The 23,383-nt window shown below is 58.8% G+C and carries 20 protein-coding genes and 3 pseudogenes; 15 read left to right on the forward strand and 8 right to left on the reverse strand.

Annotation, left to right across the window (positions count from 1 at the left end; all coding sequences use genetic code 11):
- Positions 1-12 precede the first annotated feature (12 nt).
- On the reverse strand, positions 13-783 hold the full coding sequence (locus tag DK871_RS12505) for a 3-ketoacyl-ACP reductase (protein ID WP_161905246.1): 771 nt from the start codon (positions 781-783) through the stop codon (positions 13-15).
- Entirely contained in the window at positions 780-1,925 is a 1,146-nt protein-coding gene (locus DK871_RS12510; protein WP_161905247.1) for an acyl-CoA dehydrogenase family protein, read from the reverse strand. Before DK871_RS12510 ends, DK871_RS12505 begins: the two co-directional genes overlap by 4 nt.
- A 76-nt stretch (positions 1,926-2,001) precedes the next feature.
- Here DK871_RS12510 and DK871_RS12515 point away from each other — a divergent pair, with 76 nt between their 5' ends.
- Positions 2,002-3,627, forward strand: a complete 1,626-nt coding sequence (locus DK871_RS12515) for a CoA-transferase (RefSeq protein WP_309137754.1) — start codon at positions 2,002-2,004, stop codon at positions 3,625-3,627.
- Between the two features lie 56 nt (positions 3,628-3,683).
- Here DK871_RS12515 and DK871_RS12520 read toward each other — a convergent pair whose 3' ends face one another.
- Positions 3,684-4,340: a TetR/AcrR family transcriptional regulator gene (locus tag DK871_RS12520; protein ID WP_161905248.1), complete on the reverse strand. Its 657-nt coding sequence runs from the start codon at positions 4,338-4,340 to the stop codon at positions 3,684-3,686.
- Positions 4,341-4,567: 227 nt separating this feature from the next.
- Here DK871_RS12520 and DK871_RS12525 point away from each other — a divergent pair, with 227 nt between their 5' ends.
- The 9 genes from DK871_RS12525 to DK871_RS12565 all read left to right on the forward strand — a co-directional run bounded on the left by DK871_RS12525 (position 4,568) and on the right by DK871_RS12565 (position 15,794).
- Positions 4,568-6,079, forward strand: coding sequence for an aldehyde dehydrogenase family protein (locus DK871_RS12525; protein ID WP_309137755.1), 1,512 nt, complete (start codon positions 4,568-4,570; stop codon positions 6,077-6,079).
- Positions 6,080-6,116: 37 nt separating this feature from the next.
- A complete protein-coding gene (locus tag DK871_RS12530) occupies positions 6,117-7,769 on the forward strand; it encodes a GMC family oxidoreductase (RefSeq protein WP_161905249.1) in 1,653 nt (550 codons plus the stop codon).
- A gap of 195 nt (positions 7,770-7,964) precedes the next feature.
- Positions 7,965-9,071 carry a sugar ABC transporter substrate-binding protein gene (locus DK871_RS12535; protein WP_161905250.1) on the forward strand — a complete coding sequence of 369 codons (1,107 nt, stop codon included), beginning with the start codon at positions 7,965-7,967 and terminating at the stop codon, positions 9,069-9,071.
- Positions 9,072-9,123: 52 nt separating this feature from the next.
- Positions 9,124-10,113, forward strand: coding sequence for an ABC transporter permease (locus DK871_RS12540; RefSeq protein WP_309137756.1), 990 nt, complete (start codon positions 9,124-9,126; stop codon positions 10,111-10,113).
- Between the two features lie 9 nt (positions 10,114-10,122).
- On the forward strand, positions 10,123-11,625 hold the full coding sequence (locus tag DK871_RS12545; RefSeq protein ID WP_161905251.1) for a sugar ABC transporter ATP-binding protein: 1,503 nt from the start codon (positions 10,123-10,125) through the stop codon (positions 11,623-11,625).
- A 51-nt stretch (positions 11,626-11,676) separates the two neighbouring features.
- Entirely contained in the window at positions 11,677-12,585 is a 909-nt protein-coding gene (locus DK871_RS12550) for an ABC transporter permease (protein ID WP_256677452.1), read from the forward strand.
- Positions 12,586-12,612: 27 nt separating this feature from the next.
- Positions 12,613-13,362 carry an electron transfer flavoprotein subunit beta/FixA family protein gene (locus tag DK871_RS12555; RefSeq protein WP_161905253.1) on the forward strand — a complete coding sequence of 250 codons (750 nt, stop codon included), beginning with the start codon at positions 12,613-12,615 and terminating at the stop codon, positions 13,360-13,362.
- Between the two features lie 15 nt (positions 13,363-13,377).
- Positions 13,378-14,307 carry an electron transfer flavoprotein subunit alpha/FixB family protein gene (locus DK871_RS12560; RefSeq protein ID WP_161905254.1) on the forward strand — a complete coding sequence of 310 codons (930 nt, stop codon included), beginning with the start codon at positions 13,378-13,380 and terminating at the stop codon, positions 14,305-14,307.
- Between the two features lie 131 nt (positions 14,308-14,438).
- Positions 14,439-15,794 (forward strand): carbohydrate porin, encoded by a 1,356-nt coding sequence (locus tag DK871_RS12565; RefSeq protein ID WP_161905255.1) that lies wholly within the window; start codon positions 14,439-14,441, stop codon positions 15,792-15,794.
- 70 nt (positions 15,795-15,864) lie between these two features.
- Here the strand turns inward: DK871_RS12565 and DK871_RS12570 are convergent, their stop codons facing one another.
- The 5 genes and pseudogenes from DK871_RS12570 to DK871_RS29105 all read right to left on the reverse strand — a co-directional run.
- Entirely contained in the window at positions 15,865-16,881 is a 1,017-nt protein-coding gene (locus DK871_RS12570) for an aldo/keto reductase (RefSeq protein ID WP_161905256.1), read from the reverse strand.
- A gap of 48 nt (positions 16,882-16,929) precedes the next feature.
- Positions 16,930-17,319, reverse strand: a complete 390-nt coding sequence (locus DK871_RS12575; RefSeq protein ID WP_161905257.1) for a heme-binding protein — start codon at positions 17,317-17,319, stop codon at positions 16,930-16,932.
- Between the two features lie 187 nt (positions 17,320-17,506).
- Positions 17,507-17,653 (reverse strand): hypothetical protein, encoded by a 147-nt coding sequence (locus tag DK871_RS28615; RefSeq protein WP_178116045.1) that lies wholly within the window; start codon positions 17,651-17,653, stop codon positions 17,507-17,509.
- Positions 17,650-19,146 carry a serine protease gene (locus DK871_RS12580; RefSeq protein ID WP_161905258.1) on the reverse strand — a complete coding sequence of 499 codons (1,497 nt, stop codon included), beginning with the start codon at positions 19,144-19,146 and terminating at the stop codon, positions 17,650-17,652. The genes DK871_RS28615 and DK871_RS12580 overlap by 4 nt, the downstream gene beginning before the upstream one ends.
- Before the next feature lie 217 nt (positions 19,147-19,363).
- Positions 19,364-19,587: pseudogene (locus tag DK871_RS29105) on the reverse strand (hypothetical protein); the annotation flags it as partial.
- Between DK871_RS29105 and DK871_RS12585 the strand changes: the two are divergent.
- The 5 genes and pseudogenes from DK871_RS12585 to gspG form a co-directional block, all read left to right on the forward strand.
- Positions 19,582-19,713, forward strand: a pseudogene (locus tag DK871_RS12585) (aquaporin); the annotation flags it as partial. The pseudogenes DK871_RS29105 and DK871_RS12585 overlap by 6 nt on opposite strands.
- Positions 19,701-19,832 (forward strand): annotated as a pseudogene (locus tag DK871_RS29110) (LacI family transcriptional regulator); the annotation flags it as partial. The pseudogenes DK871_RS12585 and DK871_RS29110, both read left to right, overlap by 13 nt.
- Positions 19,833-20,059: 227 nt before the next feature.
- Positions 20,060-21,757 (forward strand): GspE/PulE family protein, encoded by a 1,698-nt coding sequence (locus DK871_RS12595; RefSeq protein ID WP_178116047.1) that lies wholly within the window; start codon positions 20,060-20,062, stop codon positions 21,755-21,757.
- Positions 21,754-22,950 (forward strand): type II secretion system inner membrane protein GspF, encoded by a 1,197-nt coding sequence (gene gspF, locus DK871_RS12600; protein ID WP_161905260.1) that lies wholly within the window; start codon positions 21,754-21,756, stop codon positions 22,948-22,950. Before DK871_RS12595 ends, gspF begins: the two co-directional genes overlap by 4 nt.
- A gap of 20 nt (positions 22,951-22,970) precedes the next feature.
- Positions 22,971-23,381 (forward strand): type II secretion system major pseudopilin GspG, encoded by a 411-nt coding sequence (gspG, locus tag DK871_RS12605; protein ID WP_019821138.1) that lies wholly within the window; start codon positions 22,971-22,973, stop codon positions 23,379-23,381.
- Positions 23,382-23,383 lie beyond the last annotated feature (2 nt).

The following is a 23,383-nucleotide window of genomic DNA, read 5'->3' on the forward strand; positions in this document are numbered from 1 at the left end:
TCTCTTGGCAGATTAGAACTTGGGAATCAGCAGGCCACCGTCCACCGGCACTGCTTGGCCGACGGTGTAGGGCAACCCACCCGTCGCCATGGTGGTGACGACCCGCGCGACATCTTCGGGCTGCCCCCAGCGTTTGATGGCCGTCAGGCCTCGTTCGATTTCAGTGTCGTAGCGCGTCTTGGAGGGTGCTGTCATCTCGGTGGCGATCAGTCCCGGCTGCACCTCGTAGACGCCAATGCCTTCATCAGCCAGGCGCACGGCGAACAGTCGCGAAGCCATGGACAATCCGGCCTTGGAAATGCCGTATTCGCCGCGCAAGATCGAAACCGCGTGCACGTTGGAGGAGGTGATGGTGATGATGCAGCGATGCTGTTCGGACGGTGTTTGCCGCCGTAAGCGTAGGGCGAACGCCTGAGTCAGGAAGAAGGTGCCCCGGGTGTTTACCTGATGACAGCGATCAAAACTTTGCGGGCTGACCTCCAGCAAGTCGCCTCGTGACAGCACCGAAACCCCGGCATTGTTGACCAGGCAAGACAGCGGGCCGATCGCTGCCTGTGCTGCGTCCAGCAGCGTTTCATGCTGCTCGATGACCGAGATGTCACCGGCCATCGCAACGGCGTTGGCACCCAGGTCGGCCGCCAGTCGTACAGTTTCCAGCAGAGCCTCATCGACCTGTAAATCCACCACAGCCAGATCAAAACCGGCTTGCGCCAGACCCACTGCAATGGCACGGCCGATGCCACCGCGTGCGCCGGTGACCAGCGCGGTAGGACGCGGCGTCATGTGCGTGCTCCGTGGTTGAACAGCTCACGGGCGATGATCGTGCGCTGGATCTGGTTGGTGCCTTCATAGATCTGGGTGATCTTGGCGTCACGGTACAGACGCTCGACTTCAAAACCACGGATAAAGCCGCTGCCGCCAAATAGCTGCACGGCATTCGCGGTGTGCGCAACGGCGATGTCCGCCGCGAAACACTTGGCCATTGAACAGGCAATCGTGGCGTTGTCAGCGCGGTCCAGACGATCCGCCGCATCGAGTACCAGCAAGCGTGCTGCGCGAATATCCTTGGCCATGTCCGCCAGAATCCACTGCAAACCCTGGTTTTGCGCAACGGGCATGCCGAACTGTTTGCGCTGCGGCACGTACTCCAGCGCTGCTTCGAGACCTGCCTGTGCAATGCCGACGGCGAGCGAGGCGATGCCGACCCGACCTTTGTCCAGAGCACTCATCATGATGTGGAAACCACGGCCTTCCACGCCGAGCAGGGCATCGGACGGCAGTTCGACGTTATCGAAGTTCAAGCCGCCGACCTGCGACGCGCGTTGCCCCATCTTGTGTTCTTTGGGGCCTTTGGAGACGCCCGGCAGGTGGCAATCCACGATGAAAATGCTCATGCCGCGCTTGCCTGCTTCCGGGTCGGTGCGCGCCAGGACGAACGCCAGATCCGCCACCGGCGCGTTGTGAATCCACAACTTCGAACCGTTGAGCAACCAACCGTTCTCCGTGCGAACCGCCGTGGTGCGGATACCCGACACATCTGAACCGGCTTGCGCCTCGGTGATGCAGTACGCCGGATGTTTCTGTGCACTCAGCAGCGACGGCAGAAAACGCTCTCGCTGCTCGGCGCTGCCGTGAACCGACAGCAAAGTGCCAATGAGTTCCAGCAGGCCGCACTGGTCGGCGACCGAGGCATAGCCGCGCGACAACTCTTCCATCACCAGCGCATAGGCGGTGGTGTCGAGGCCAGTCCCACCGAACGCCTCGGGCACGGTGATACCGAACAGGCCCAGCTCACCCATTTGGCGGTACAGCGCGGCGGGAAAACTTTCGTCGTGATCGAGTTTTTCGGCCAGCGGACGGATCGCCTGGTCGGCAAAACGGCGGGCGACGTCACGGATCTGTACGTGCGTTTCAGAAAGCTGCATTGTTTTTTTCCTTTCTGTTGCGCGATGGGAAAGACCTTCATCGCTTGGGTTGTGTTCTTTTTTCAGCTGGATTAAAGTGAATTTAAGTAACCAACCGGTTATTTATTTAATGCGTCCTTTTGGAAAGCGTCAAGCGCTCTCTGAAAAAATCGGGTCCGATTGCAGCAAGCGTATTGATGAGGAAAAAACAATGAAAAGAAGCTGTTCATCAGCGTCAGAAGTGGCCAGCCGGATTCCCGATGGGGCCACGATCGCGGTCTGTGGTTCAGGGACTCTGCTGGAACCTGACGCCCTGCTCGCAGCCATCGAAGATTCGTTTCTGCGTACAGGCCACCCCTGCGGGCTGACCGTAGTGCATGCCTTGGGCATTGGTGACGGACAGGGAAGCGGTCTGGAGCGGCTCGCTCATGAAGGGTTGGTGGCCAAGGTCATCGGCGGGCACTGGAGTTGGTCGGCAAAGATGCAAGCGCTGGCACGCAATAACGCAATCGAGGCTTACAGCCTGCCCGCCGGGGTGATCATGAGTCTGATGCGTGAAATCGGTGCGGCGCGTCCAGGTCTGATCACCCATATTGGCCTGGGGACATTCGCCGATCCGTTGGTTGCCGGAGGCAAATGCAACGCGCGGGCAACCGAAAGCATCGTCGAGCGCCTGGAGATTGAAGGCAAAACATACCTGCGCTACAAGCCGTTCAAGGTCGACGTGGCGATTGTCCGCGGTAGCCTGGCTGACCCGAGCGGCAACATCTCCTTGTGCCACGAGGCGGCGGACCTGGATGCCTATGCATTGGCGCTGGCAGCCCATAACAGTGGCGGCAAGGTGTATGTGCAGGTGCGTGAACTGAGCGACAGTGCTTTTGTTCCGGCGCGACTGGTGCGGATTCCCGGTGTGCTGATCGATGAAGTGGTGGTCGTCCCTGAGCAGCGCCAGTGTGTGGCGGCGGATTACGACCCGGCCATCAGCGGTGAACGCCTTGCGCAATCGGCTGAGACCGAGAAAGCCATTCCCGACGACATTCGTCGAATCATCGCGCAACGCGCCGCTGACGAATTCATGCCCGGCATGTCTTTGAATTTCGGTTTTGGCATTCCGGGCGGCATCCCTTCATTACTCGCTGAGCGCGGGTTGCAAGACAGCTATTGGGGCAGCATCGAGCAGGGTATTCACAACGGCCGGATGATGGGCGGCGCGATGTTTGGCGCCGCGCGCTACCCGCAAGCGATTGTTACCTCCCTTGATCAATTCGACTTCTACAGCGGTGGCGGGGTGGACCTGGCGTTTCTCGGTATGGGCGAAATGGACAGCCAGGGCAACGTCAATGTGTCGAATCTGGGGGGCACGCTGGTCGGTCCCGGTGGTTTCATTGACATCACCCAGGGCGCGCGCAAAGTGGTGTTTTGCGGGGCGTTCGAGGCAAAGGGGCTGGAGGTGGCGAAGGTCGGCACCGAGTTGCAACTCAATCGCCTCGGTGAGGTCCCCAAACTGGTGGAGAAAGTCCGTCACATCACCTTCAGCGGTCCACAAGCCGTTCTTGCCGGGCAGGAAGTGCTCTATGTGACGGAGCGCGCGGTATTCAGGCTTTCGCCCGATGGCATTGAATTGATCGAGGTTGCGCAAGGTGTCGATATCCAGAGTGACGTGCTGGACCGTATGGCATTCGTGCCCATTGTGCGTGATGTGGAAGTGGCGGGGCTGGTATGAGGTCGGCCCCTTTTGGCTTGCGCTCGAGCGAAAAGGGGCTGCCGGGTGCGGCAGAATCAATCGGGGCGAAGCATGCCGAGGATCGTCTGGATATTGAAGTCAATACGGGTTTGCAGCGCTTCGGGGGACATCAGGTCGAAGCCATAGATGATCTCGCCGGTGAAGCGGTTGTTGAGGTAGTAGTAATTGATCGCCGCAATCGTGATGTTCAGCTGGATCGGATCAATACCTTCGCGGAACACGCCTTGTGCGACACCGCGATCGAGGATCTCGGCGACCATCGAAACCATAGGTGCATGCATGTCATGCATCTTTTCCCGGGAGCGCTTCAAGTGCGCGGCCTTGTGCAGGTTTTCGCTGTTGACCAGGGTCAGGAAATGCGGGTTTTTCAGGTAGTACTTCCAGGTGAAGCTCACCAGTTTGCTGATCGCTTCGACGGGTTCCAGTTCTTCAAGCTTGAGTTTGCGTTCGGCCTGGCGAATGTCTTGATAGGCCAGTTCAAGCACAGCTTCGAACAAGCCTTCTTTATTGCCGAAGTACTCGTAAATCATCCGTTTATTGGATTTGGCTCTCAGCGCGATGCTGTCAATGCGAGCACCGCCAAGTCCCAATTTCGCAAACTCGATTTTAGCCGCGTTGAGAATTCTCAGGCGCGTGGCATCGGAATCGCGAGTAGGACGTACCGACGCCTCTTCGATGAGTTTCTTGGGCATTTAAAACGCTCTCCAGAGCATAGGTGCTGTTCCTCATAACGCAGAAATGGTTTGCCGCAGAGGTAAGGGCGATGAGCTTAGCTGTGGGGCTTGCGGCTGACAAATAAAGCTTAGCTTGAGGCTTGAATGTAAACAACTGGTTAGTTATATGTCTTTGGCTGGCAAGTGGTTCTCGATGAGTTTTGAGTATCGGCTGCCTGAATAAACGCTGTACAGAGGACGTTTTTGTGAATAACAACAATGGCATCACCCGGACCAATCAACTGCCAACGCAGCCACGACATTTCGACATGTTCATCGACGGGCAATGGACCCAGGGTTCGGCGCTCAAACAGGTGACGCGATTCAGCCCTGCGCACAATGTGCCTGTCAGTGTCTATCCATCGGGTGGCGTGGTGGATGTCGATCAGGCAGTGGCGGCGGCGCGACGGGCTTTTGATCACGGGCCGTGGGCCAAGTCCGCGGCGGATTTTCGTGCCCGAGTGCTGCTGCAGACAGCCGCATTGATTCGTGAGAACAGCGAAGAACTGGCGCTGTGTGAAACCCTCGAAACCGGAAAGCCGATCAATCAGTCCCGTGGTGAAGTGCTCGCTGCCGCGGGTATCTGGGAGTATGCCGCCGGGCAAGCAAGGGCGCTGCACGGCGACTCATTCAACAATCTGGGCGACAACATGCTCGGGTTGGTAACCCGCGAGCCCGTCGGTGTGGTGGGCTTGATTACACCGTGGAATTTTCCCTTCTTCATTCTCGCAGAACGGTTGCCCTTTATTCTCGCTTCGGGTTGTACGGTAGTTGTAAAACCTAGCGAGCTGACGTCCGGCACCACATTGATGCTGGCCGGGCTATTGAAGCAGGCCGGTTTGCCCGATGGCGTGGTGAATGTCCTGACCGGCCCGGGGTCGGTGGTGGGCCAGGCGATTTCCGGGCATGCGGACATCGATATGGTGTCGTTCACCGGCTCCACTGAAGTCGGTCGCCTGACCATGGCTGCCGCTGCGGGCAACATGAAGAAAATTGGCCTGGAGTTGGGCGGAAAAAATCCGCAGATCGTCTTCGCCGACGCTGATCTGGACGCGGCGGCCGATGCCATTGTGTTTGGCATTTGCTTCAACGCCGGGCAGTGCTGTGTCAGTGGCAGCCGATTGGTGGTGCACCGTTCAGTCGAAGAGCAATTGACCCGAAAAATACTGACGCTGATCGAAAAAGTCCGTATCGGCGACCCGCTGGAAGAGTCGACGCAGGTCGGTTCGATTACCGAGCAACGTCATCTGGAGAGAATCCTCGGTTACATCGAGCAAGGCCGCAAAGAAGGGGCCGTACTCGTTCATGGCGGTAGCCGGATCGAATCCGCGCAAGGGCTTTACCTGCAACCGACGGTCTTCAGTCAGGTGACTGCGGATATGGTCATCGCCCTCGAGGAGATCTTTGGTCCGGTGTTGACCATCACCGCGTTTGACGATTTCGATGAGGCCATGCGCCTGGCCAACGACACGCCGTTCGGTCTGGCCGCGAGCATCTGGAGTCGTGATATGGAAACCTCATTGCAAGCGACGCGGCAAATCAAGGCGGGTCGGGTGTGGGTCAATACCACCATTGCCGGTGGTCCGGAATTGCCTTCTGGCGGCTTCAAGCAATCGGGTATCGGACGAGAAACCGGTCGCTACGGGGTTGAGGAATATACTGAACTCAAGTCTGTCCACGTACAGCTGGGAGAGCGCCCGCGTTGGGTTGAAGTCTGAACTGTGTCAGTACAAAAATAAGACTGGAGACAACAAAATGTACGATTTCGTCATTATCGGCGGTGGTTCGGCCGGCTGCGTACTGGCCGCGCGGCTGAGCGAGCCGGCTGATGTTCGAGTACTGCTGCTGGAAGCCGGGCCTGCCGACACCAACCCTTACATTCATATGCCGGTCGGCTTTTTCAAGATGACGGGTGGGCCTCTGACCTGGGGCTATGACACGGTGGCACAGGGTGATATCCAGAATCGCTCGATTCTCTTTCCGCAGGGGCGGGTCCTGGGCGGAGGTGGCTCGATCAACGCGATGGTCTATACCCGAGGCAACGCCAAGGACTACGACGATTGGGAGCAGGAGGAGGGCTGTCGTGGCTGGTCTTATCGCGATGTGTTGCCTTATTTTCGCAAGGCTGAGGACAACGAACGGTTTTCCAATGAGTACCACGGCACCGACGGTCCCTTGGGCGTTTCCGATCTGATCACTGTCAATGAAGTGACGAAGGCGTTTATCCGTTCTGCCCAGGAAGCTGGCATTCCGCACAACGCCGACTTCAATGGTGCCAAACAAGAAGGATGCGGCGCCTATCAAGTGACACAACGTGGTGGACGCCGCTGCAGCGCGGCACAAGGCTATTTGAGCAAGATTCGGAATCGACCCAATCTGACCATCCAGACCGAATGCCTAGTCACGCGGATTCGCATCGAAAACGGCCAGGCCACTGGCGTGGAGTATGTTCAGGGCAGCGGTTCACGGGAGGTGAAATTCGCCGCAGCCGAGCGCGAAGTGGTAGTCGCTGCGGGCGCTATCGGCTCACCGAAAATTCTGATGCTGTCAGGTATCGGCCCGGCTCAGGAACTGGCCAATCTGGGCATTACCGTCAAGCAGGATTTGCCGGGGGTAGGGCAAAATCTGCAAGACCATTTCGACATCGATATCGTGTATGAGCTCAAGGGCTCGCAAAGCCTGGATAAGTACGCTAAACCGCACATGATGCTGATGGCCGGGCTGGAATATAAGCTGTTCAACAAAGGCCCCGTGACCTCGAACATCGCTGAGGCGGGAGCTTTCTGGTACGGCGACTCGCGCTCCACTACGCCTGATCTGCAGTTTCACTTTTTGCCGGGGGCCGGCGTTGAGGCCGGTATTCCACCTGTTCCTTCTGGTTCTGGCTGTACGCTCAACTCCTATTTCCTGCGTCCTCGCAGTCGCGGCAGTGTCCGGTTGCGCAGCGCGGATCCGCTGCAACCGCCATTGATCGATCCCAACTACGTCAGTGACCCCTATGACCTGCATGTGTCGGTTGAAGGTATCAAGCTGAGCCGTGAAATCATGTCCCAGCACTCCCTGAGCCGTTATCTCAAGTCCGAGCATTTTCCAGGCGCCCGTGTGCGCACCCAGGCGGACTACGAAGACTATGCACGGCACTCTGGGAGAACCGGCTATCACCCCGTCGGCACCTGCAAGATGGGCGTCGACGAGATGGCCGTGGTCGACCCGCAACTGCGGGTGCGCGGTGTGCAGCGCCTGCGCGTGATCGACTCTTCAGTGATGCCACGACTGATCAGCGCCAACACCAATGCACCGTCGATCATGATTGCCGAGAAAGGTGCCGATCTGCTGCTGGGTCGCACGCTGACGCCGTCCGAGGTGCAGACCAGGATTGGTCGTCAAACCCACGATCAAACCGTATAAGGCTCGGGTTCCCATGCATCGATCGCTGTTTTTGATGCGCGGGAACTTCATCGCAATCAACCATCCGTAGATTTTTTGACCTTGTCCAATTCCTGAGGATTGCATCCTCGCTGCAATAGTTTTATAAATAACTAGTTGGTTACTAATAAGTACAATAAAGCGCTACTCACCCGGTGAAGCGCATCCGGAGGCCACATGAATAACAACAATGAAAATGATCCAGTCCGGCTCCTTGAACTGAGCCGTCGCAAGCTGCTGATGGGTGCCGCCAGCCTGGCTGGCGCCGGCGCGGTGGCGAGTTTGTTTCCCACGATGCTGTGGGCACAGACGACGCTGACTTTTTCCAATTCCTTCCGTTCGCTGACCAATCCCTACCACGCGATTTTCAATCGGGGTGGTGAAGCCTACGCCGCCAGTCTGAAGCTGCCATATTCCCCACTGGTGACCGAAGGCAACAGCCAGAAGGGCATTGCCGATATTCGTGCGTTGATCGCCAAGACGGACGGTAACCTGATTCTCAACGTCGAACCGAACGATTCCGCCGACGCCCGCGTGATCATCGAGCAATGCGTCAAGGCTGGCGTATACGTTACGACCATCTGGAACAAACCGGATGACATGCATCCCTGGGACTACAGCCCGTACTGGGTGGCACACATGGCCGAGGATGGCCAGGCCGTGGGGGAGGCGGTGGCCATTGAACTGTTCGAAGCGATGGGTGGCAAGGGCGGCATCGTCGGCTTGGGCGGTATCTTCAGTAACGTTGCATCGATTGGGCGCCGCAGCGGTCTCGACGCTGCATTGAAAAAATACCCTGACATCAAACTGCTGGATTTCCAGGCGGCCGACTGGAGCGCAAACAAAGCGTTTCCAATCGTACAGTCTTGGCTAACGCGTTTTGGCAGCGAGATCAAAGGCATTTGGTGCGCCAACGACGATATGGGCATGGGCGCACTGGAAGCGTTGCGTGGCGAAGGGTTGGCGGGTGCGATTCCGGTGGTCGGTATCGATGCTGTCGAACAGGCAGTCGATGCCATTCGTACCGGTGAATACGTCGCGACCTCCAACCTGGATCCGTACTGGCTCGGCAGTATGGGATTGGCGCTGGCGCATGCGGCCAAGACCGGCAAGCTGGATCCGGATAAAGAGCCTCACGAGCATCGCGAATTCTATGTTCGTCCGCAGTTGATCACGAAGAAGAACGTCGAAGCCTTTTACGCGGCCAACTTCAAGGCGACGCCGACACTGGATGTCAGCGATTTCTGGGGCCGATTTGCCGGGCCCATTCGCTATAACGCGTAGCCGTTGAGTCACGGTCTTTCTTGTTCTTGCTGCCCCGCGATGCTGAGGGGTGGTGGCGCATGAACGTTTTTTCATGTCTGTTTCCGGAGTTATCGTCATGGCCCGCCTGCGACGGTTTTCATCGCTTATTGTCCTGCTGCTCATCGGCCTGCTCATTGGTTCGGTCAATCCCAGTTTCTTTGACCCGATGAACCTGGCGCGCATAGCCACCACCTCTTCAATCCCGTTGCTGATGGCATTGGGTGGAATGTTCGTTATTCAAATGGGAAGTATCGATCTTTCCGTTGAGGGGGTTGTCGCGGTCTCGGCGGTATGCCTCGCCTTGCTGATCGGCAACAACCTCAATGGCTACGCCATTGGCTTTTGGGCGCTGCCGCTGGCGATCCTGGTCGGTGCATTGACCGGCCTTATCAACGGCCTGTTACAAGTCAAACTGCGCATCCCCTCGTTCATGGCCACGCTGGGCGTCGGCTTTGTCGGTATCGGCCTGGCCACCGCGTTACTGGAAGGCAACACCGTGCGGGTACTCGATATGAATATCCGTGCGATTGCGCTGCAGCGTTTGATGGGATTGCCGGTATCGGTCTGGATCGTGGTGCTGGCACTGGGCGTCGCTCACTTCATTTCCCGGCACACGGTATTGGGTCGTCATGCGCTGGCCATCGGCGGCGGGGAAGACTTGGCGCGACTTAACGGGGTCAACATCAACCGCACGCGAATCACTGTTTTCGCCTTGGCCGGTGCCTTCTACGGGCTCGCGGCCATCCTTGCCGTCGCCCAGTTCGGGCAAGGGCATGCGTTGATTGCGCAGGGCCAACTGTTCACGGCGATCACGGCGATTGTCGTCGGCGGCGCTTCATTGGCGGGTGGCAATGGCAGCCCGCTGGGGACGTTGCTGGGTGTTTTGATCGTTGTGGTGGTGAGCAACGGCATGGTGCTGATGGGGGTCGCGCCTTACGTCCAGCAAGGTGTGCAGGGCGTGTTGATTATCACGGCTGTCGCCATTGCCCTCGACCGTGCGAAAGCACGGATCGTCAAGTGAGGAGGCCCCATGCTCACGCTCAATAATGTTGGTAAACGGTTCAACGGCATCACCGTGCTGAAGAACATCTCGCTTGAAGTCCGCAAGCACGAAGTGGTTGGGTTGATCGGTGAAAACGGTGCCGGCAAATCGACGCTGATGAAGATCCTGACCGGTGTCTACCAACCCGACGAAGGTCATCTGGAGCTGGACGGTTCGCCGATTGTGCTGGACGGTCCGCGTGGAGCCACGGCGCATGGCATCGCGATGGTGTATCAGGAGCAATCGATCCTGCTCAACCTGTCGGTCGCTGAAAATCTGTTCATGGGCCGCGAAGACGAATTTTCGCGCTTCGGATGCTTGAACTGGAAAAAACTTCATCGCGCAGCACGCCTGCAATTGGCCAAGGTCAACCTGGATATCGATCCGGGTTTGCTGTGCAGTGAGTTGAGCTTCGGTCAACGGCAGATGATTGAACTGGCCAAAGCCCTGGCACTTGAAGAGCGCACGGAGGGTCATTTGGTCATCCTGCTGGATGAACCGACTTCGGCACTCGAACAACGGGAAATCGACACGTTGTTCCGCTTGGTGCGGCAACTGAAATCCCGTGCGTCATTCATCTTTGTGTCCCATCGACTGGACGAGTTGCTCAACCTCAGTGATCGGGTGTATGTGATGAAGGACGGTGAAGTGGTGGCAGAGATGCCCGCCGCCGAGGCCTCGAAAGAGCGTTTGCACACCTTGATGGTCGGTCGTTCGCTGCACGCTGAATACTACCGCGAATCCCTTCAACAGCCGTGTCTGGCTGACGTGGTGATGTCGGCCCGGGACCTCTCGCTGGAGGGCAGTTTCTCCGGCCTGAACTTCGATCTGCATCGCGGCGAAGTCCTGGGCATTGCCGGGGTCATTGGCTCAGGCCGTGAAGAGTTGTGCCGGGTGCTGGCCGGTTTGATGCCCAAGACCCATGGTGAAATCCAGGTGCAGGGCCGTCGTCTGGAGGGGGCAGGGCCAGGGCCGGCGATTCGCGCCGGGATCGGGTACATCCCCCGTGAGCGCAAGGTCGAAGGCATCGTTTCGATGCTCAGCGTGGCGCAGAACATGACCTTGGCCCGTATCGGCCAAGTGACCTCGTTTGGCCTGCTCGACGAGCGCAAGGAGCGCTCGATTGCCGAAGACTGGATCAAGCGTCTGAGCATCAAAACCCCCGGCCCCGATGCTTTGCTGCTCAACCTCAGCGGGGGCAACCAGCAAAAAGTGGTGTTGGCCAAATGGCGAAATGCCGGGTCGACGATCCTGATCCTCGATCACCCGACTCGCGGGCTGGATGTGGGGGCCAAGGAAGACGTTTATCAGTTGATTCGCGAAATCACGTCCCAAGGCGTTTCGGTGATTCTGACCGCCGACACGCTGGAGGAAATGATTGGCCTGAGTCACCGGATTCTGGTCATGCGTGACGGTGAAGTCGCTCAGTCCTTCGACTGCCTGCCCGGCGCCAAGCCGCAGCAGGTAGACCTGATCAAGTACATGGTTTGAGAGAGCACAAACATGCCCATTTCCCTTAGCGGATTTCGCACCCAGGCGCCTTTGTTCGCCTTGATTGTCCTGGTTGCACTGATCGCCGGGTATGACCCCGGCTTCATTCAACCCAGCGCTGTCCTTGGCCTGATCGCCGACACGTCGACCTTGTTTGTCATGGCGACCGGTATCACTTTTGTGTTGCTGATCGGTGGCATTGATCTGTCTTCACAGGCCGTTGCGTCGATGTCCAGCGTGATCGTTGCGCTGCTCTTGCCGGCCTATGGATTCTGGGCATTTCCCATCGGCCTTGGCGTGGGAATTGCCGCTGGCGCACTCAACGGACTGTTGCATACGTGGCTACGGATTCCCTCCTTCATTGTCACCCTGGCAGTGGGCGGGGTCGTCACCAGCATTACCATGCTGGCGTCGAACAACCGCTCGATCAATATCGACGGCGCCAAACGCGACGCCTGGTTTGGCTGGGTCACCGGGCAGAGCGGCGGCATTCCCAATGAAGTGTGGGTGGCGTTTTTTGTGTTGATGCTGTGCCTTTTCCTGCAACGCAAAACGGCGTTCGGACGGTTCAGCAATGCCATTGGGGCGGGTGAGCCTGCTGCCTGGGCCTCAGGTATCAACGTCAATCGCATCAAGATCATGACCTTCGCCATGTCGGCCGGTCTGGCAGCCTTGTCCGGAATCATCATGGCCGGACGGCTGTCCAGCGGTTCGCCCACCTTGGCCAATGAATTCCTGCTACCAGCAATCGCGGCGGTGCTGGTGGGTGGTACGGCATTAACCGGTGGCGTAGGCGGTGTCTGGCGAACGCTGATCGGTGCGCTGCTGGTTTCCGTGGTGCGGATCGGCATGACGTTCGTGGGTGTCAGCGTGTTTGCCCAACAGATCGTTTTCGGCGTGATCCTTATCATCGCAGTGGCGTTCACCATCGATCGTTCAAAGCTACCGGTCGTCAAGTAATACCTCTAAAAACGGTGGAAAACAGTAATGAAACTCCTTGTGTCAATCAAAAGGGTGGTCGACTACAACGTGAAAGTTCGCGTCAGGGCGGACAATTGCGGCGTCGATCTAGCTAACGTCAAAATGTCGATGAACCCGTTCTGCGAAATCGCAGTGGAAGAAGCTGTACGCCTGAAAGAGAAAGGCGTTGCAACTGAAATCGTCGTCGTCTCGATCGGCCCGTCCACCGCTCAAGAGCAACTGCGCACCGCGCTGGCTCTGGGTGCCGACCGCGCCATCCTCGTCGAATCTGCTGAAGAACTGACGTCCCTGGCCGTTGCCAAACTGTTGAAAGCGGTTGTCGACAAGGAACAGCCTCAGCTGGTGATCCTTGGCAAACAAGCCATCGACAGCGACAACAACCAGACTGGCCAGATGCTCGCGGCACTGAGCGGCTACGGTCAGGGCACGTTCGCTTCGAAAGTCGAAATCAGCGGCGACAGCGTTGCCGTGACTCGCGAAGTCGACGGCGGCGCGCAGACGGTTTCCCTGAAACTGCCGGCCATCGTCACCACCGACCTGCGTTTGAACGAGCCGCGTTATGCGTCCCTGCCAAACATCATGAAAGCCAAGAAGAAGCCTCTCGAAGTAGTGACTGCGGACGCTTTGGGCGTTTCCACCGCCTCCACCAACACAACCTTGAAAGTCGAAGCGCCTGCTGCACGCAGCGCGGGTATCAAGGTTAAGTCGGTGGCTGAACTGGTCGAGAAACTGAAAAACGAAGCGAAGGTGCTTTGAGTTAAGGAGCCTGAAATGACTATCTTGGTTATTGCTGAACACGACAACAAAGTGCTGGCCCCGGCCACGCTGAACACTGTGGCTGCCGCCGCCAAAATGGGTGGTGACATCCACGTTCTGGTTGCAGGCCAGGGTGCTGGCGCCGTGGCTGAAGCCGCAGCGAAAATCGCTGGCGTGGCTAAAGTGCTGGTGGCCGACAACGCCGCCTACGCTCACCAACTGCCGGAAAACGTAGCACCGCTGGTCGCCGAACTGGGCGCTGGTTACAGCCACATCCTGGCTGCCGCCACTTCCAACGGCAAAAACATCCTGCCGCGCGTTGCTGCGCAGCTGGACGTTGACCAGATCTCCGAGATCATCTCGGTTGAAAGCGCTGACACCTTCAAGCGTCCGATCTACGCCGGTAACGCCATCGCTACCGTTCAGTCGAACGCTGCGGTCAAGGTGATCACCGTACGTGCTACCGGTTTCGACCCGGTTGCCGCTGAAGGTGGTTCGGCATTGGTTGAAGCGGTTGCTACTGCCCATGACGCTGGCACTTCCAGCTTCGTCGGCGAAGAACTGGCCAAGTCCGATCGTCCTGAACTGACCGCTGCCAAGATCGTCATTTCTGGCGGCCGCGGCATGCAGAACGGCGACAACTTCAAACACCTGTACGGCCTGGCTGACAAGCTGGGCGCTGCCGTCGGTGCTTCCCGCGCCGCGGTCGACGCAGGTTTCGTACCCAACGACATGCAGATCGGTCAGACCGGCAAGATCGTTGCACCACAGCTGTACATCGCGGTCGGTATCTCCGGCGCGATCCAGCACCTGGCCGGCATGAAAGACTCCAAAGTGATCGTTGCGATCAACAAGGACGAAGAAGCGCCGATCTTCCAGGTGGCCGATTACGGCCTGGTGGCGGACTTGTTCGAGGCGTTGCCGGAGTTCCAAGCTTCGTTGTAAGCCATGCAGGAAAGTTAGTTAAGCAATGATTTAAACGCTGTCAGTGAATCGACGCGGCATGTTTCAAACATGCCGTGATCGAACGGTTGTGCGCTCAAGACTCATATCAATAACAACAGAGGTCGCCACAAATGTATAACGCTCATTCGCGCGGGAGGCTTTCCTGCACCCTGATGACAAGTTTTATCGCTACTGGAGCATTCTCGATATCCAGTCTGGCCACGGCGGCCGGAGCTTTCGACCCTGATGCAGTGGGCATGACCGGAGATTGGGGAGGGACCCGCAGCGAACTTCTCGAGAAGGGCTATGACTTCACCCTCGATTATGTCGGGGAGTTGGGTTACAACGCTCACGGCGGTTATGACCAGGATCGAACGGCGCGCTGGAGTGGGCAGTTCACCTTGGGCGCGAAACTGGACCTGGAAAAGATCTTCGGGTGGCACGATGCAACTTTTAAATTGGCCATCACCGAACGGGAGGGTCGCAACATCACCAATGACCGCATCAGCGACCCACGTGCCCCGATGTATTCGTCGACCCAGGAAGTCTGGGGGAGAGGGCAGACGTGGCGGTTGACGCAGATGTGGATCAGCCAGTCCTACCTCGACCGAAAACTCAACGTCAAATTCGGGCGTTTCGGCGAAGGCGAGGATTTCAACAGCTTCCCCTGCGACTTCCAGAACCTGGCGTTGTGCGGTTCCCAGATGGGCAACTGGGCGGGCAGCGGAATCTGGTACAACTGGCCGATCTCGCAGTGGGCCGGGCGCGTCAAGTATGAGCTGGCACCGCAAGTGTTCGTGCAAGTGGGGGCCTACGAACACAACCCCTCGCTGCTGGAAGACAACAACGGCTTCAAACTGAATATGAGTGGCGGCAAAGGTTTGATCCTGCCCATCGAGCTGCTTTGGACTCCGACTGTGAACTCGTTACCCGGCGAGTATCGGGTCGGCGCCTATTACAGCACCGCCGATGCAACCGACGTTGAAAGCCGTGAAGTGCCCGGTGACGTGTCCAGCGGCCTTGTTTCACGGGACAGCAAATATGGTTATTGGTTGGTCGCACAGCAGCAGATCACCACTCATAACGGTGATCCCGGCCGTGGTTTGTCGCTGTTCGCCAACGTCACGGTGCAGGATCGGGAAACCAGTCAGGTCGCTCATTTTGTTCAGGCAGGGTTGACCTATAAAGGTCTATTCGATGCCCGTCCCCAGGACGACCTCGGATTGGGTGTGGCGCGGGTCAGCACCAACTCGCGTTATCGCAACAATCAAAAAGCGCTCAATCAGGCCAACAACCAGACGGACTATGACAACCCCGCCTATCAGCCGGTGCAGGGCAATGAATACGACGCCGAGTTGTACTATGGCGTGCATGCGACGAAGTGGTTGATCATCCGCCCTAATATTCAGTATGTACGCAGTCCGGGAGGCGTCAGCGAGGTGGACAATGCCTGGGTGGCGGGGGTGAAAATCCAGAGCAGTTTCTAGCGTTATGGCCTGATTCATTCACCGATTACATTAAAGCCACGACAGGACGTCGTGGCTTTTTTCATGGGTATCAGTTCGGGGTCGGGGCGTCTTCCCTCAGCAACCCTTTATGCTTGAGCGCTTGCCAGAACTCGCCGGGAATGGGATGGCTGAACCACTCAAGGTTCTTATCCAGTTGTGCCGACGTTCGGGTGCCTGCGACGAATGAAGGAATAGCCGGGTGAGCCACCACAAATTGCATGGCTGCGGCCGGTAGCGGCACACCATAGTCTTTGCATACCCCTTCAATTGCACGAACCCGCTCCAGGATATGGGCCGGAGCAGGGGCATAGTTGTATCGAGCGCCTTCGATGGCGCCAGTGGCCAATATCCCTGAATTGAACCCGCCTCCGATCAGAACGGCGGCACCCCTTTCTTCGCACAGCGGCAAGAACTCATCGAGTGAATCCTGCTCCAGCAGCGTATAGCGACCCGCCAGAAGAAAGCAGTCGAAATCCCGCTGTTTCAGGGCTTCATGGCAGACTTGCCATTCGTTGACCCCAACACCAATGGCTGTTACCACCCCTTCATCGCGCAGCTGTGAAAGGGCGCGCCAGGCGCCGTCCATCGCTTGCTTGAATACCTCGGGTTGTTCCGATCCACGCGTAAAGACGTCGATGTCGTGGATGAAGCAAATGTCGATTCGCTCCAGCGCCAATCGTTGGAGAGAGTCTTCGAACGAGCGCATGGTGCCGTCATAGCTGTAGTCGAAGGTCATTTCGTTTGGGGCAGCGTTGCTCCAGGGACTGAAGTCGATCTGCGAACGCGGCTTGGCCTTGAGAACACGCCCGACCTTGGAGGAGATCACAAACTCATCGCGATTCTTCCAGCGCAGCGAGTGGCCCGTGCGCAGTTCGGCCAGACCATGGCCATACATCGGGGCTGTGTCGAAGAGGCGGACGCCACCGTCCCAGGCGCGTTGGAACATGGCATCGGACGTGGCTTCGTCGGTGGGACGAAACAGGTTGCCGACGGGAGAGGTGCCAAAGGCAAAGTTGCTGACATCCAGGTTCACTCGGCCGAGTTTTCTTTTTGTAGACGGCTGCATGAGTCAATCCTCAAATTGGTAATGGTTTGAATTTCATTATGGCCGGGCTTATGGTCGTCCCGCTCGTAGCGCGATGTCCTGATCCGCCTCGACCGTTGCGCCCGAGACCCCGAGTCCGCCTATGACTTTGCCCAGGGAGTCGCGCAGGACAATTCCGCCGCCGAAGCTGATCAGCCCGCCGTTGGTGCCTTCCAGGGAGTAGATGTCACCTCCCGGCTGAGCCCGGGCACCGATCTCGGCGCTGTCGGTATGGAACAGCGCAGCTGTTCGGGCTTTCTTGATCGCGACCTCGATGGCGCCGGGGATGGCGTCATCCATGCGCAGGAAAGCTCGAAGCAGTCCGGCATCGTCAACCACGCTAATGCAGATGGCGAAGCCTTGCTCGTTCGCCAGCGATACTGCGCGGAGCATGATTTCCTGAGATTGGTGTTCCAGCATGTAGAACTCCTTGATTGGATTGGACGGGAGCCTTGATCATCCGTGGGCTTGGCGCTGGCGTGAAGGTGGTCGGAGCGATTGGTGGGGAATGTTTGATGATGTCGGGCAACCGTCTGCCATATGCTCGTCAGGATGTGGTGCGAGAGGCGGCGTCTGCCTACCAGGCCCTTCAGGACGATGTGCGCTATTACTCACCCTCGATCAATGCCGGCCCGTGCCCATTCGGGTTGACCAGCACACCAGGCGTGAGCCCGATTTTCTTTTCGAGGTTGAACGCCGTCTTCTCATCCAACGAGCGGTGCCCATTGAGGATCTCAGCAGCTTGCTGCCTCATCTGGCATGACGCTGCGAGCGAATCGTTGCGCTTTTGATCACGTCGGTGCGAATGGCCGACGGTTGCCCAGCGCTGTTGCGTGCATAGCTGCAAAGCGTGATTGGCAGCTCTGTTATGTCAAGGAAGATGCCATCGATGGCCAGGGTGTAGCGATCGTCGTCAATATCACCACAGGTGGTGCTGATCGCCGCGTTTACGCTGTAGTAGTAATGCTGGCTAAAACCGTTGTGCTGAGTCTCCCAGGCGAGGTGATAGCGGTGCTTGAGCTGCGGTGCCGGTGCCGGGTTGGTCAGGAATACCGAATGGGTGAACACATTGCGCAGCAGCGCTTCGGTCAGCGCCTGCTCGGCCTTTTGCACCCCTAATATGCACAGCACGTTTGGCCCCAGCACTGGTCCAACGGGCTGGTTGATGTAGGCCTTCTCAGAGGCGACAGCGTTCTGGTAGCCGTGTGTGCGTGCGCAATCGCTGACGTCATTCACGGCCTTGAATCGGTAGAACGGCTCCCGGATCGAGAACCTCAGGTTCCAGGTCGGACGGGTAACTTTGTCGGCGGCGTCACGTTGTAAATGCACATAGGGTTTCAGGTTCCACGGTTCGTCCAGCGTGATTTCAACGGCCTTGAGCTGGCAGGTTGGGGTGTCGTTACGGAAAACACCGTCTACAAAGCAGTAGTACACGTCATTGGCGGGATAGCTGTAATTGAATTTGGCGGCTTCGCACGCCGAGTTGTTCTGGCAGCTATTGAGAATGTCCTTTTGAATGGCAGAAGCGACCTTGCTGATGATGCTGGTGATTTCATTGGTGTTCCGGTCCAGCATCGGACTGCCGGAGCTGCCTGGGCGCAGGCCGTTGCAGCGGTTGCGCAAGGCGCTGGGAAACACGCCGGGGTGTTCGGCAAAACTGTTGACGGATGATTCCACACAAGCGCTCATGCGCAGGCCCTTTTTCAGGAAACCGGTTGGTGCCCCTACGTTGATCACTTCTCGATCCGTTGTCTGACGATGAGAGGCCAGCTTCAGTGGCATGATCGCGCCGGCCACCAGCACGGCCAGCGACGTGTCCAGTTCGAGTACGGCCAAATCGGTGCCCACCATGCTGCTCCAGTGTGCTGTCTTGACGGCGTAGGTGACATGCCGTTCGGGTGTGTCATGAAAGTAATTGAAGGTGACATCGGCGGTAGACGTCTGGCCGAGGCGCACCGTACCGTAACTGAAGAACACACAATGTCCGCTGGTCAGCACATAAGCCGGGCCGACGGCTTTACCCTGGCGATTGCGCGTGTCGAGCAGAACGGCATTGCAGGTCTGGCCCAAGGCGTTTTTCAGGGAGCCGATGCCGGTCCACTGCGGGTACCGTTGGTTTTTATTTTCAAGCGCCAGGGACGGCGACTGTTCGGTGAGGCCCTCGGCCAGATCCCTGGCGTGGCTGGGCCAGGCGGTGCCAAGCAACAGGAAATACAGCACGACACATGCGGTTTGAATGGGCGACATAAAGGGCCTCGACGAGAGAGTCATTGAGTCGCTGAAACTACCCAATCAGGCTAAGGCAGATGCCATACAGGGTTATTGCGAGAGCCGTTGGCGGGTTGGCACAGTGCCGTGGCGCCTGAGCGGCTTGTGTGATGGCGTCGCGCGGACTGAAGCACTTTGACCAGGCTGATGCTGAACAAACAGAACAGCAGGGTGCCGGCAAGTCGCGGCCACAAGGCACCTGTTTGGTCTTGAGGTAGTCGCGTATGCGTTCGGTAAGCCAGATGCTCCACTGTTTGCCGGGCGTATTGCCCAACAGCAAATGAATCTCCTCCTGGGAGACCTGTGGTGCCACATTCTTCTGCTTGCCAATTGCCGATAGGCTCAGGCTTTCCAGCAAGGCTTCACGGGTGGTGAAAAAAACGTATGGGGCTCGGCGATCGCACTGCTCATATGCCGCTTGCCATTGGGTTTGCGCTGGTCTTGATTCACCTGATCAGCATTCCGGTGAGCAACACATCGGTTAACCCGGCGCGCAGTATGGGCGTGGCGCTGTTCCAAGGCGATTGGGCGTGCCTCCCGGGCTGGAGATCGGGGTCCTAGCCGCCACACGCGTCCTGCAAAGTCTGGGCGTATTAGCCACCGATGAGGAAGTTAAGCGCTTGAATCTTTTGCACTGTCAGTTAATTGAGCGTGAGAGCAGCTGAACAACCCTTCGTTATGGCTAAGTGCAACTAGTGGCTATTGGCTGCCAACGCTCTAAATCAGTGCATTTGGCAATGTTTTGTATTTAATTACCCCCTCATCCGGAACTAGGGCTATAACTTCCAGTCGATACACCCGGCTAACGCCTGCCTGGGCTATGGCGAACTAATGGCATTGTTCGGTAGTTCTAAATAGCCATACTTTTCGCAACGTTAGATATTCCTCAATGATGTCGTCAGCGCCCATCGATGCTTGCAAGATGCAGATCCCGCACACCGACCAGGTGTGCGCGTGGCTGATGCAGCACGCCGGGCTCAAAACCGCTGATCTGGAACGCGCCCAGCGTTTATCCACTGAGCCTGGTGACCTGCTCGGTTTACTCACGCGCCTGGGCTTGGTGTCCGAAGTCGAACTGGCTCGCGCCTGGGCTGATTTGTTGGGTGCGCCACTGCTGTTGGCCGACGCCGCGCCTCCGTTACTTGACCCGCTTCCCGTGCTCGCCGAGCGCTTTATGCGTCACTACCAGGTAGTGCCCATGGGTTGGCAGCAGGGTGGGTTACATGTGCTGGCCGCCAACCCCGCGCAGTGGTATCCGTTCCAGGCCCTGGCGTACGCCTGTGAGGTGCCAGTCTGGCTGGCCATCGGTTCGCGTACTGAAGTCGACACACTGATCGAGCGTTATTACGGCCAGGGCCGTTCCGCCATGGGCAGCCTGATCGAAAACCTCGATGAGCAGGGCGGCGCTCTGGAAGATATCGAACACCTCAAGGACATGGCTTCCGAAGCGCCAGTGATCCGCCTGGTCAACCTGATCCTGCAGCGCGCGGTGGAACAGCGTGCCTCGGATATCCATATCGAACCCTTCGAAAACCAACTCAAGGTGCGCTACCGCATCGACGGCGTGCTGCACGACGCCGAAGCGCCGCCTGCCAGTTCGTCGGCGGCGGTGATCTCGCGGGTGAAGATCATGGCGCGCCTGGACATTGCCGAACGGCGCTTGCCCCAGGACGGGCGCATCATGCTGCGCATTCAGGGCAAGGCGCTGGACTTGCGGGTGTCCACGGTGCCCACCAGCTTTGGCGAGTCGGTGGTGATGCGCCTGTTGGACCGGCAAACCGTGCAGTTCGATTTCCCCAGCCTGGGCTTTGATGGCCCGCGCCTGGCGGCCTTTCTGGACCTGTTGGCGCGGCCCCACGGCATCCTGTTGGTCACCGGGCCTACGGGCTCGGGCAAAACCACCACGCTCTATACCGCGTTGTCGCAGCTCAACACCGCCGAGCGCAAGATCATCACCGTGGAAGACCCGGTGGAATACCAGCTTGAAGGCATCAACCAGATCCAGGTCAAGCCGGCCATCGGCCTGGACTTTGCCGGAGCGCTGCGCGCCATCGTGCGCCAGGACCCGGACGTGATCATGATCGGCGAAATCCGCGACCTGGAAACCTGCCGTATCGCCGTGCAGTCCTCCCTCACGGGTCACTTGGTGCTCTCGACCCTGCACACCAACAGCGCCGCGGCGAGCATCACGCGCTTGCTGGACATGGGCGTGGAAAGCTACCTGATTGCCTCCACGGTCAGCGGTATCCTCGCCCAGCGCCTGGTGCGGCGCCTGGACCCTGCCACGCGCGTGGCCTTCCCGGCCCCAGCGGAATTGATCCAGGAGCACGGCCTGGATCGCCTGACCGAGCAGCGTCCGATCCTGCTTTACCGCGGCGATTATCACGGCCGCAGCGCCCTCACTGAGTTGTTGGTAATGAACGATGAGTTGCGTGGCCTGCTGATGGGCCGCGCCGACGCCGCCAGCCTCGAACACGCCGCCCGCCGCGCCGGTTTGCGCACCTTGTATGAAGACGGTTTGCGCCAGGCCCTGGCCGGTGTCACGTCCCTGGAAGAAGTGCTGCGCGTCACCCGTGGTGACGACGCGTGAGCCTGTTCAAGTTCCGTGCGTTGGACAGCCAGGGCGTGGCCCAGAGCGGCACGCTGCAAGCTATTGACCAGGCGGCCGCTGTCGCCGTCTTGCATCAGCGTGGCTGGTTGCTGCTGCACATCGAAACGGCCAGCAGCCCCTTGTTGCGCCAAGCACGCGGGCAGTTGAAGGGCGCAGCGCTGGTGAGTTTCACCCAACAACTGGCCACGCTACTGGGCGCCGGCCAGCCCCTCGAACGTGCTTTAAACCTGTTGCTCAAGCAAGCCCGCCATCCCCAGGTGCGGGCCTTGATCGAGCGCATCCGCGACCAGGTCAAGGCCGGTAAACCGCTGTCGGCGGCGCTGGAGGAGGAGGGCGGTACGTTTTCCCCGCTGTACCTGAGCATGGTGCGCGCCGGTGAGGCCGGCGGGGCGTTGGAGGGCACCCTGCGCCAGCTCAGCGACTACCTGGAGCGCAGCCAGTTGCTGCGCGGCGAAGTGATCAATGCGCTGATCTACCCGGCGTTCCTGGTGGTGGGTGTACTGGGTTCCCTGGCGCTGTTGCTGGCCTATGTGGTGCCGCAATTCGTGCCGATTTTCCAGGACCTGGGCGTACCGATTCCACTGATCACCCAGGTGATCCTGGGGCTTGGCGAGTTCCTCGGCGCCTATGGCCTGGTGGTGCTGGCCGGGTTGTCGATCAGTGCATGGATCCTGGCGGCGCGCCTGCGTGACCCCCTGCGCCGTGAGCGTTACGACCGTCACCTGCTGGGCATCCGCGTGGTCGGCCCGCTGTTGCAACGGGTGCAAGCCGCCCGCCTGGCCCGCACCCTCGGCACGTTGCTCAGCAATGGCGTGGCGCTGCTGCCCGCGCTGGTGATCGCCCGGCAGGTTTGCAGCAACCGTGCGCTTCAGGCGCAAGTGGCGCTGGCGGCGCAACGGGTCAAGGGCGGCGGCACCCTGGCCGATGCGTTCGGCCGCCAGCCGCTGCTACCGGAGCTGGCGCTGCACATGATTGAAGTCGGTGAACAGGCCGGCGAACTGGACAGCATGCTGCTCAAGGTCGCTGACATTTTCGACGTCGAGGCCAAGCGCGCCATCGAACGTTTGCTCGCGGCAATGGTGCCGACCCTGACCGTGGTCATGGCGGTGCTGGTGGCGGTGATCATGCTCGCGATCATGCTGCCGCTGATGAGCCTCACCAGCCATATATGAACTTTCAAGGAGCAGAACCGATGAAAACCCGACACCGCCAAGGCGGCTTCACCCTTTTGGAAATGCTGGCGGTGATCGTGCTGCTGGGCATTGTCGCGACCATTGTGGTGCGTCAGGTCGGTGGCAATGTGGACAAGGGCAAGTACGGTGCGGGCAAGGCGCAACTGGCCAGTTTGAGCATGAAGATCGACAGCTACGCCCTGGACGTAGGGGCGCCGCCCAACAACCTGCAACAGCTGCTCGACAAGCCGGCCAGTGCGTCCAACTGGGCCGGCCCCTACGCCAAGCCTTCGGAGCTCAAAGACCCGTTCGGCCATGGGTTTGGCTATCGCTTCCCCGGTGAGCACGGCGCCTTCGACCTGATCTTCTACGGCCAGGACGGCCAACCCGGCGGTGAAGGCTACAGTGCCGACCTGGGCAACTGGGAATAACC

The sequence above is a fragment of the Pseudomonas sp. L13 genome (assembly GCF_009935965.1).
GTDB lineage: Bacteria > Pseudomonadota > Gammaproteobacteria > Pseudomonadales > Pseudomonadaceae > Aquipseudomonas > Aquipseudomonas lactis.

Bases quoted from the DNA above. Each gene is read 5' to 3' on its own strand.
- DK871_RS12505 (WP_161905246.1), bottom strand. From the start codon at position 783: ATGACGCCGCGTCCTACCGCGCTGGTCACCGGCGCACGCGGTGGCATC.
- DK871_RS12545 (WP_161905251.1), top strand. From the start codon at position 10,123: ATGCTCACGCTCAATAATGTTGGTAAACGGTTCAACGGCATCACCGTG.
- DK871_RS12595 (WP_178116047.1), top strand. From the start codon at position 20,060: ATGTCGTCAGCGCCCATCGATGCTTGCAAGATGCAGATCCCGCACACC.
- DK871_RS28615 (WP_178116045.1), bottom strand. From the start codon at position 17,653: ATGAGGCAGCAAGCTGCTGAGATCCTCAATGGGCACCGCTCGTTGGAT.
- DK871_RS12570 (WP_161905256.1), bottom strand. From the start codon at position 16,881: ATGCAGCCGTCTACAAAAAGAAAACTCGGCCGAGTGAACCTGGATGTC.
- DK871_RS12565 (WP_161905255.1), top strand. From the start codon at position 14,439: ATGTATAACGCTCATTCGCGCGGGAGGCTTTCCTGCACCCTGATGACA.
- DK871_RS12510 (WP_161905247.1), bottom strand. From the start codon at position 1,925: ATGCAGCTTTCTGAAACGCACGTACAGATCCGTGACGTCGCCCGCCGT.
- gspG (WP_019821138.1), top strand. From the start codon at position 22,971: ATGAAAACCCGACACCGCCAAGGCGGCTTCACCCTTTTGGAAATGCTG.
- DK871_RS12535 (WP_161905250.1), top strand. From the start codon at position 7,965: ATGAATAACAACAATGAAAATGATCCAGTCCGGCTCCTTGAACTGAGC.
- DK871_RS12530 (WP_161905249.1), top strand. From the start codon at position 6,117: ATGTACGATTTCGTCATTATCGGCGGTGGTTCGGCCGGCTGCGTACTG.
- DK871_RS12580 (WP_161905258.1), bottom strand. From the start codon at position 19,146: ATGTCGCCCATTCAAACCGCATGTGTCGTGCTGTATTTCCTGTTGCTT.
- DK871_RS12555 (WP_161905253.1), top strand. From the start codon at position 12,613: ATGAAACTCCTTGTGTCAATCAAAAGGGTGGTCGACTACAACGTGAAA.
- DK871_RS12560 (WP_161905254.1), top strand. From the start codon at position 13,378: ATGACTATCTTGGTTATTGCTGAACACGACAACAAAGTGCTGGCCCCG.
- DK871_RS12575 (WP_161905257.1), bottom strand. From the start codon at position 17,319: ATGCTGGAACACCAATCTCAGGAAATCATGCTCCGCGCAGTATCGCTG.
- DK871_RS12520 (WP_161905248.1), bottom strand. From the start codon at position 4,340: ATGCCCAAGAAACTCATCGAAGAGGCGTCGGTACGTCCTACTCGCGAT.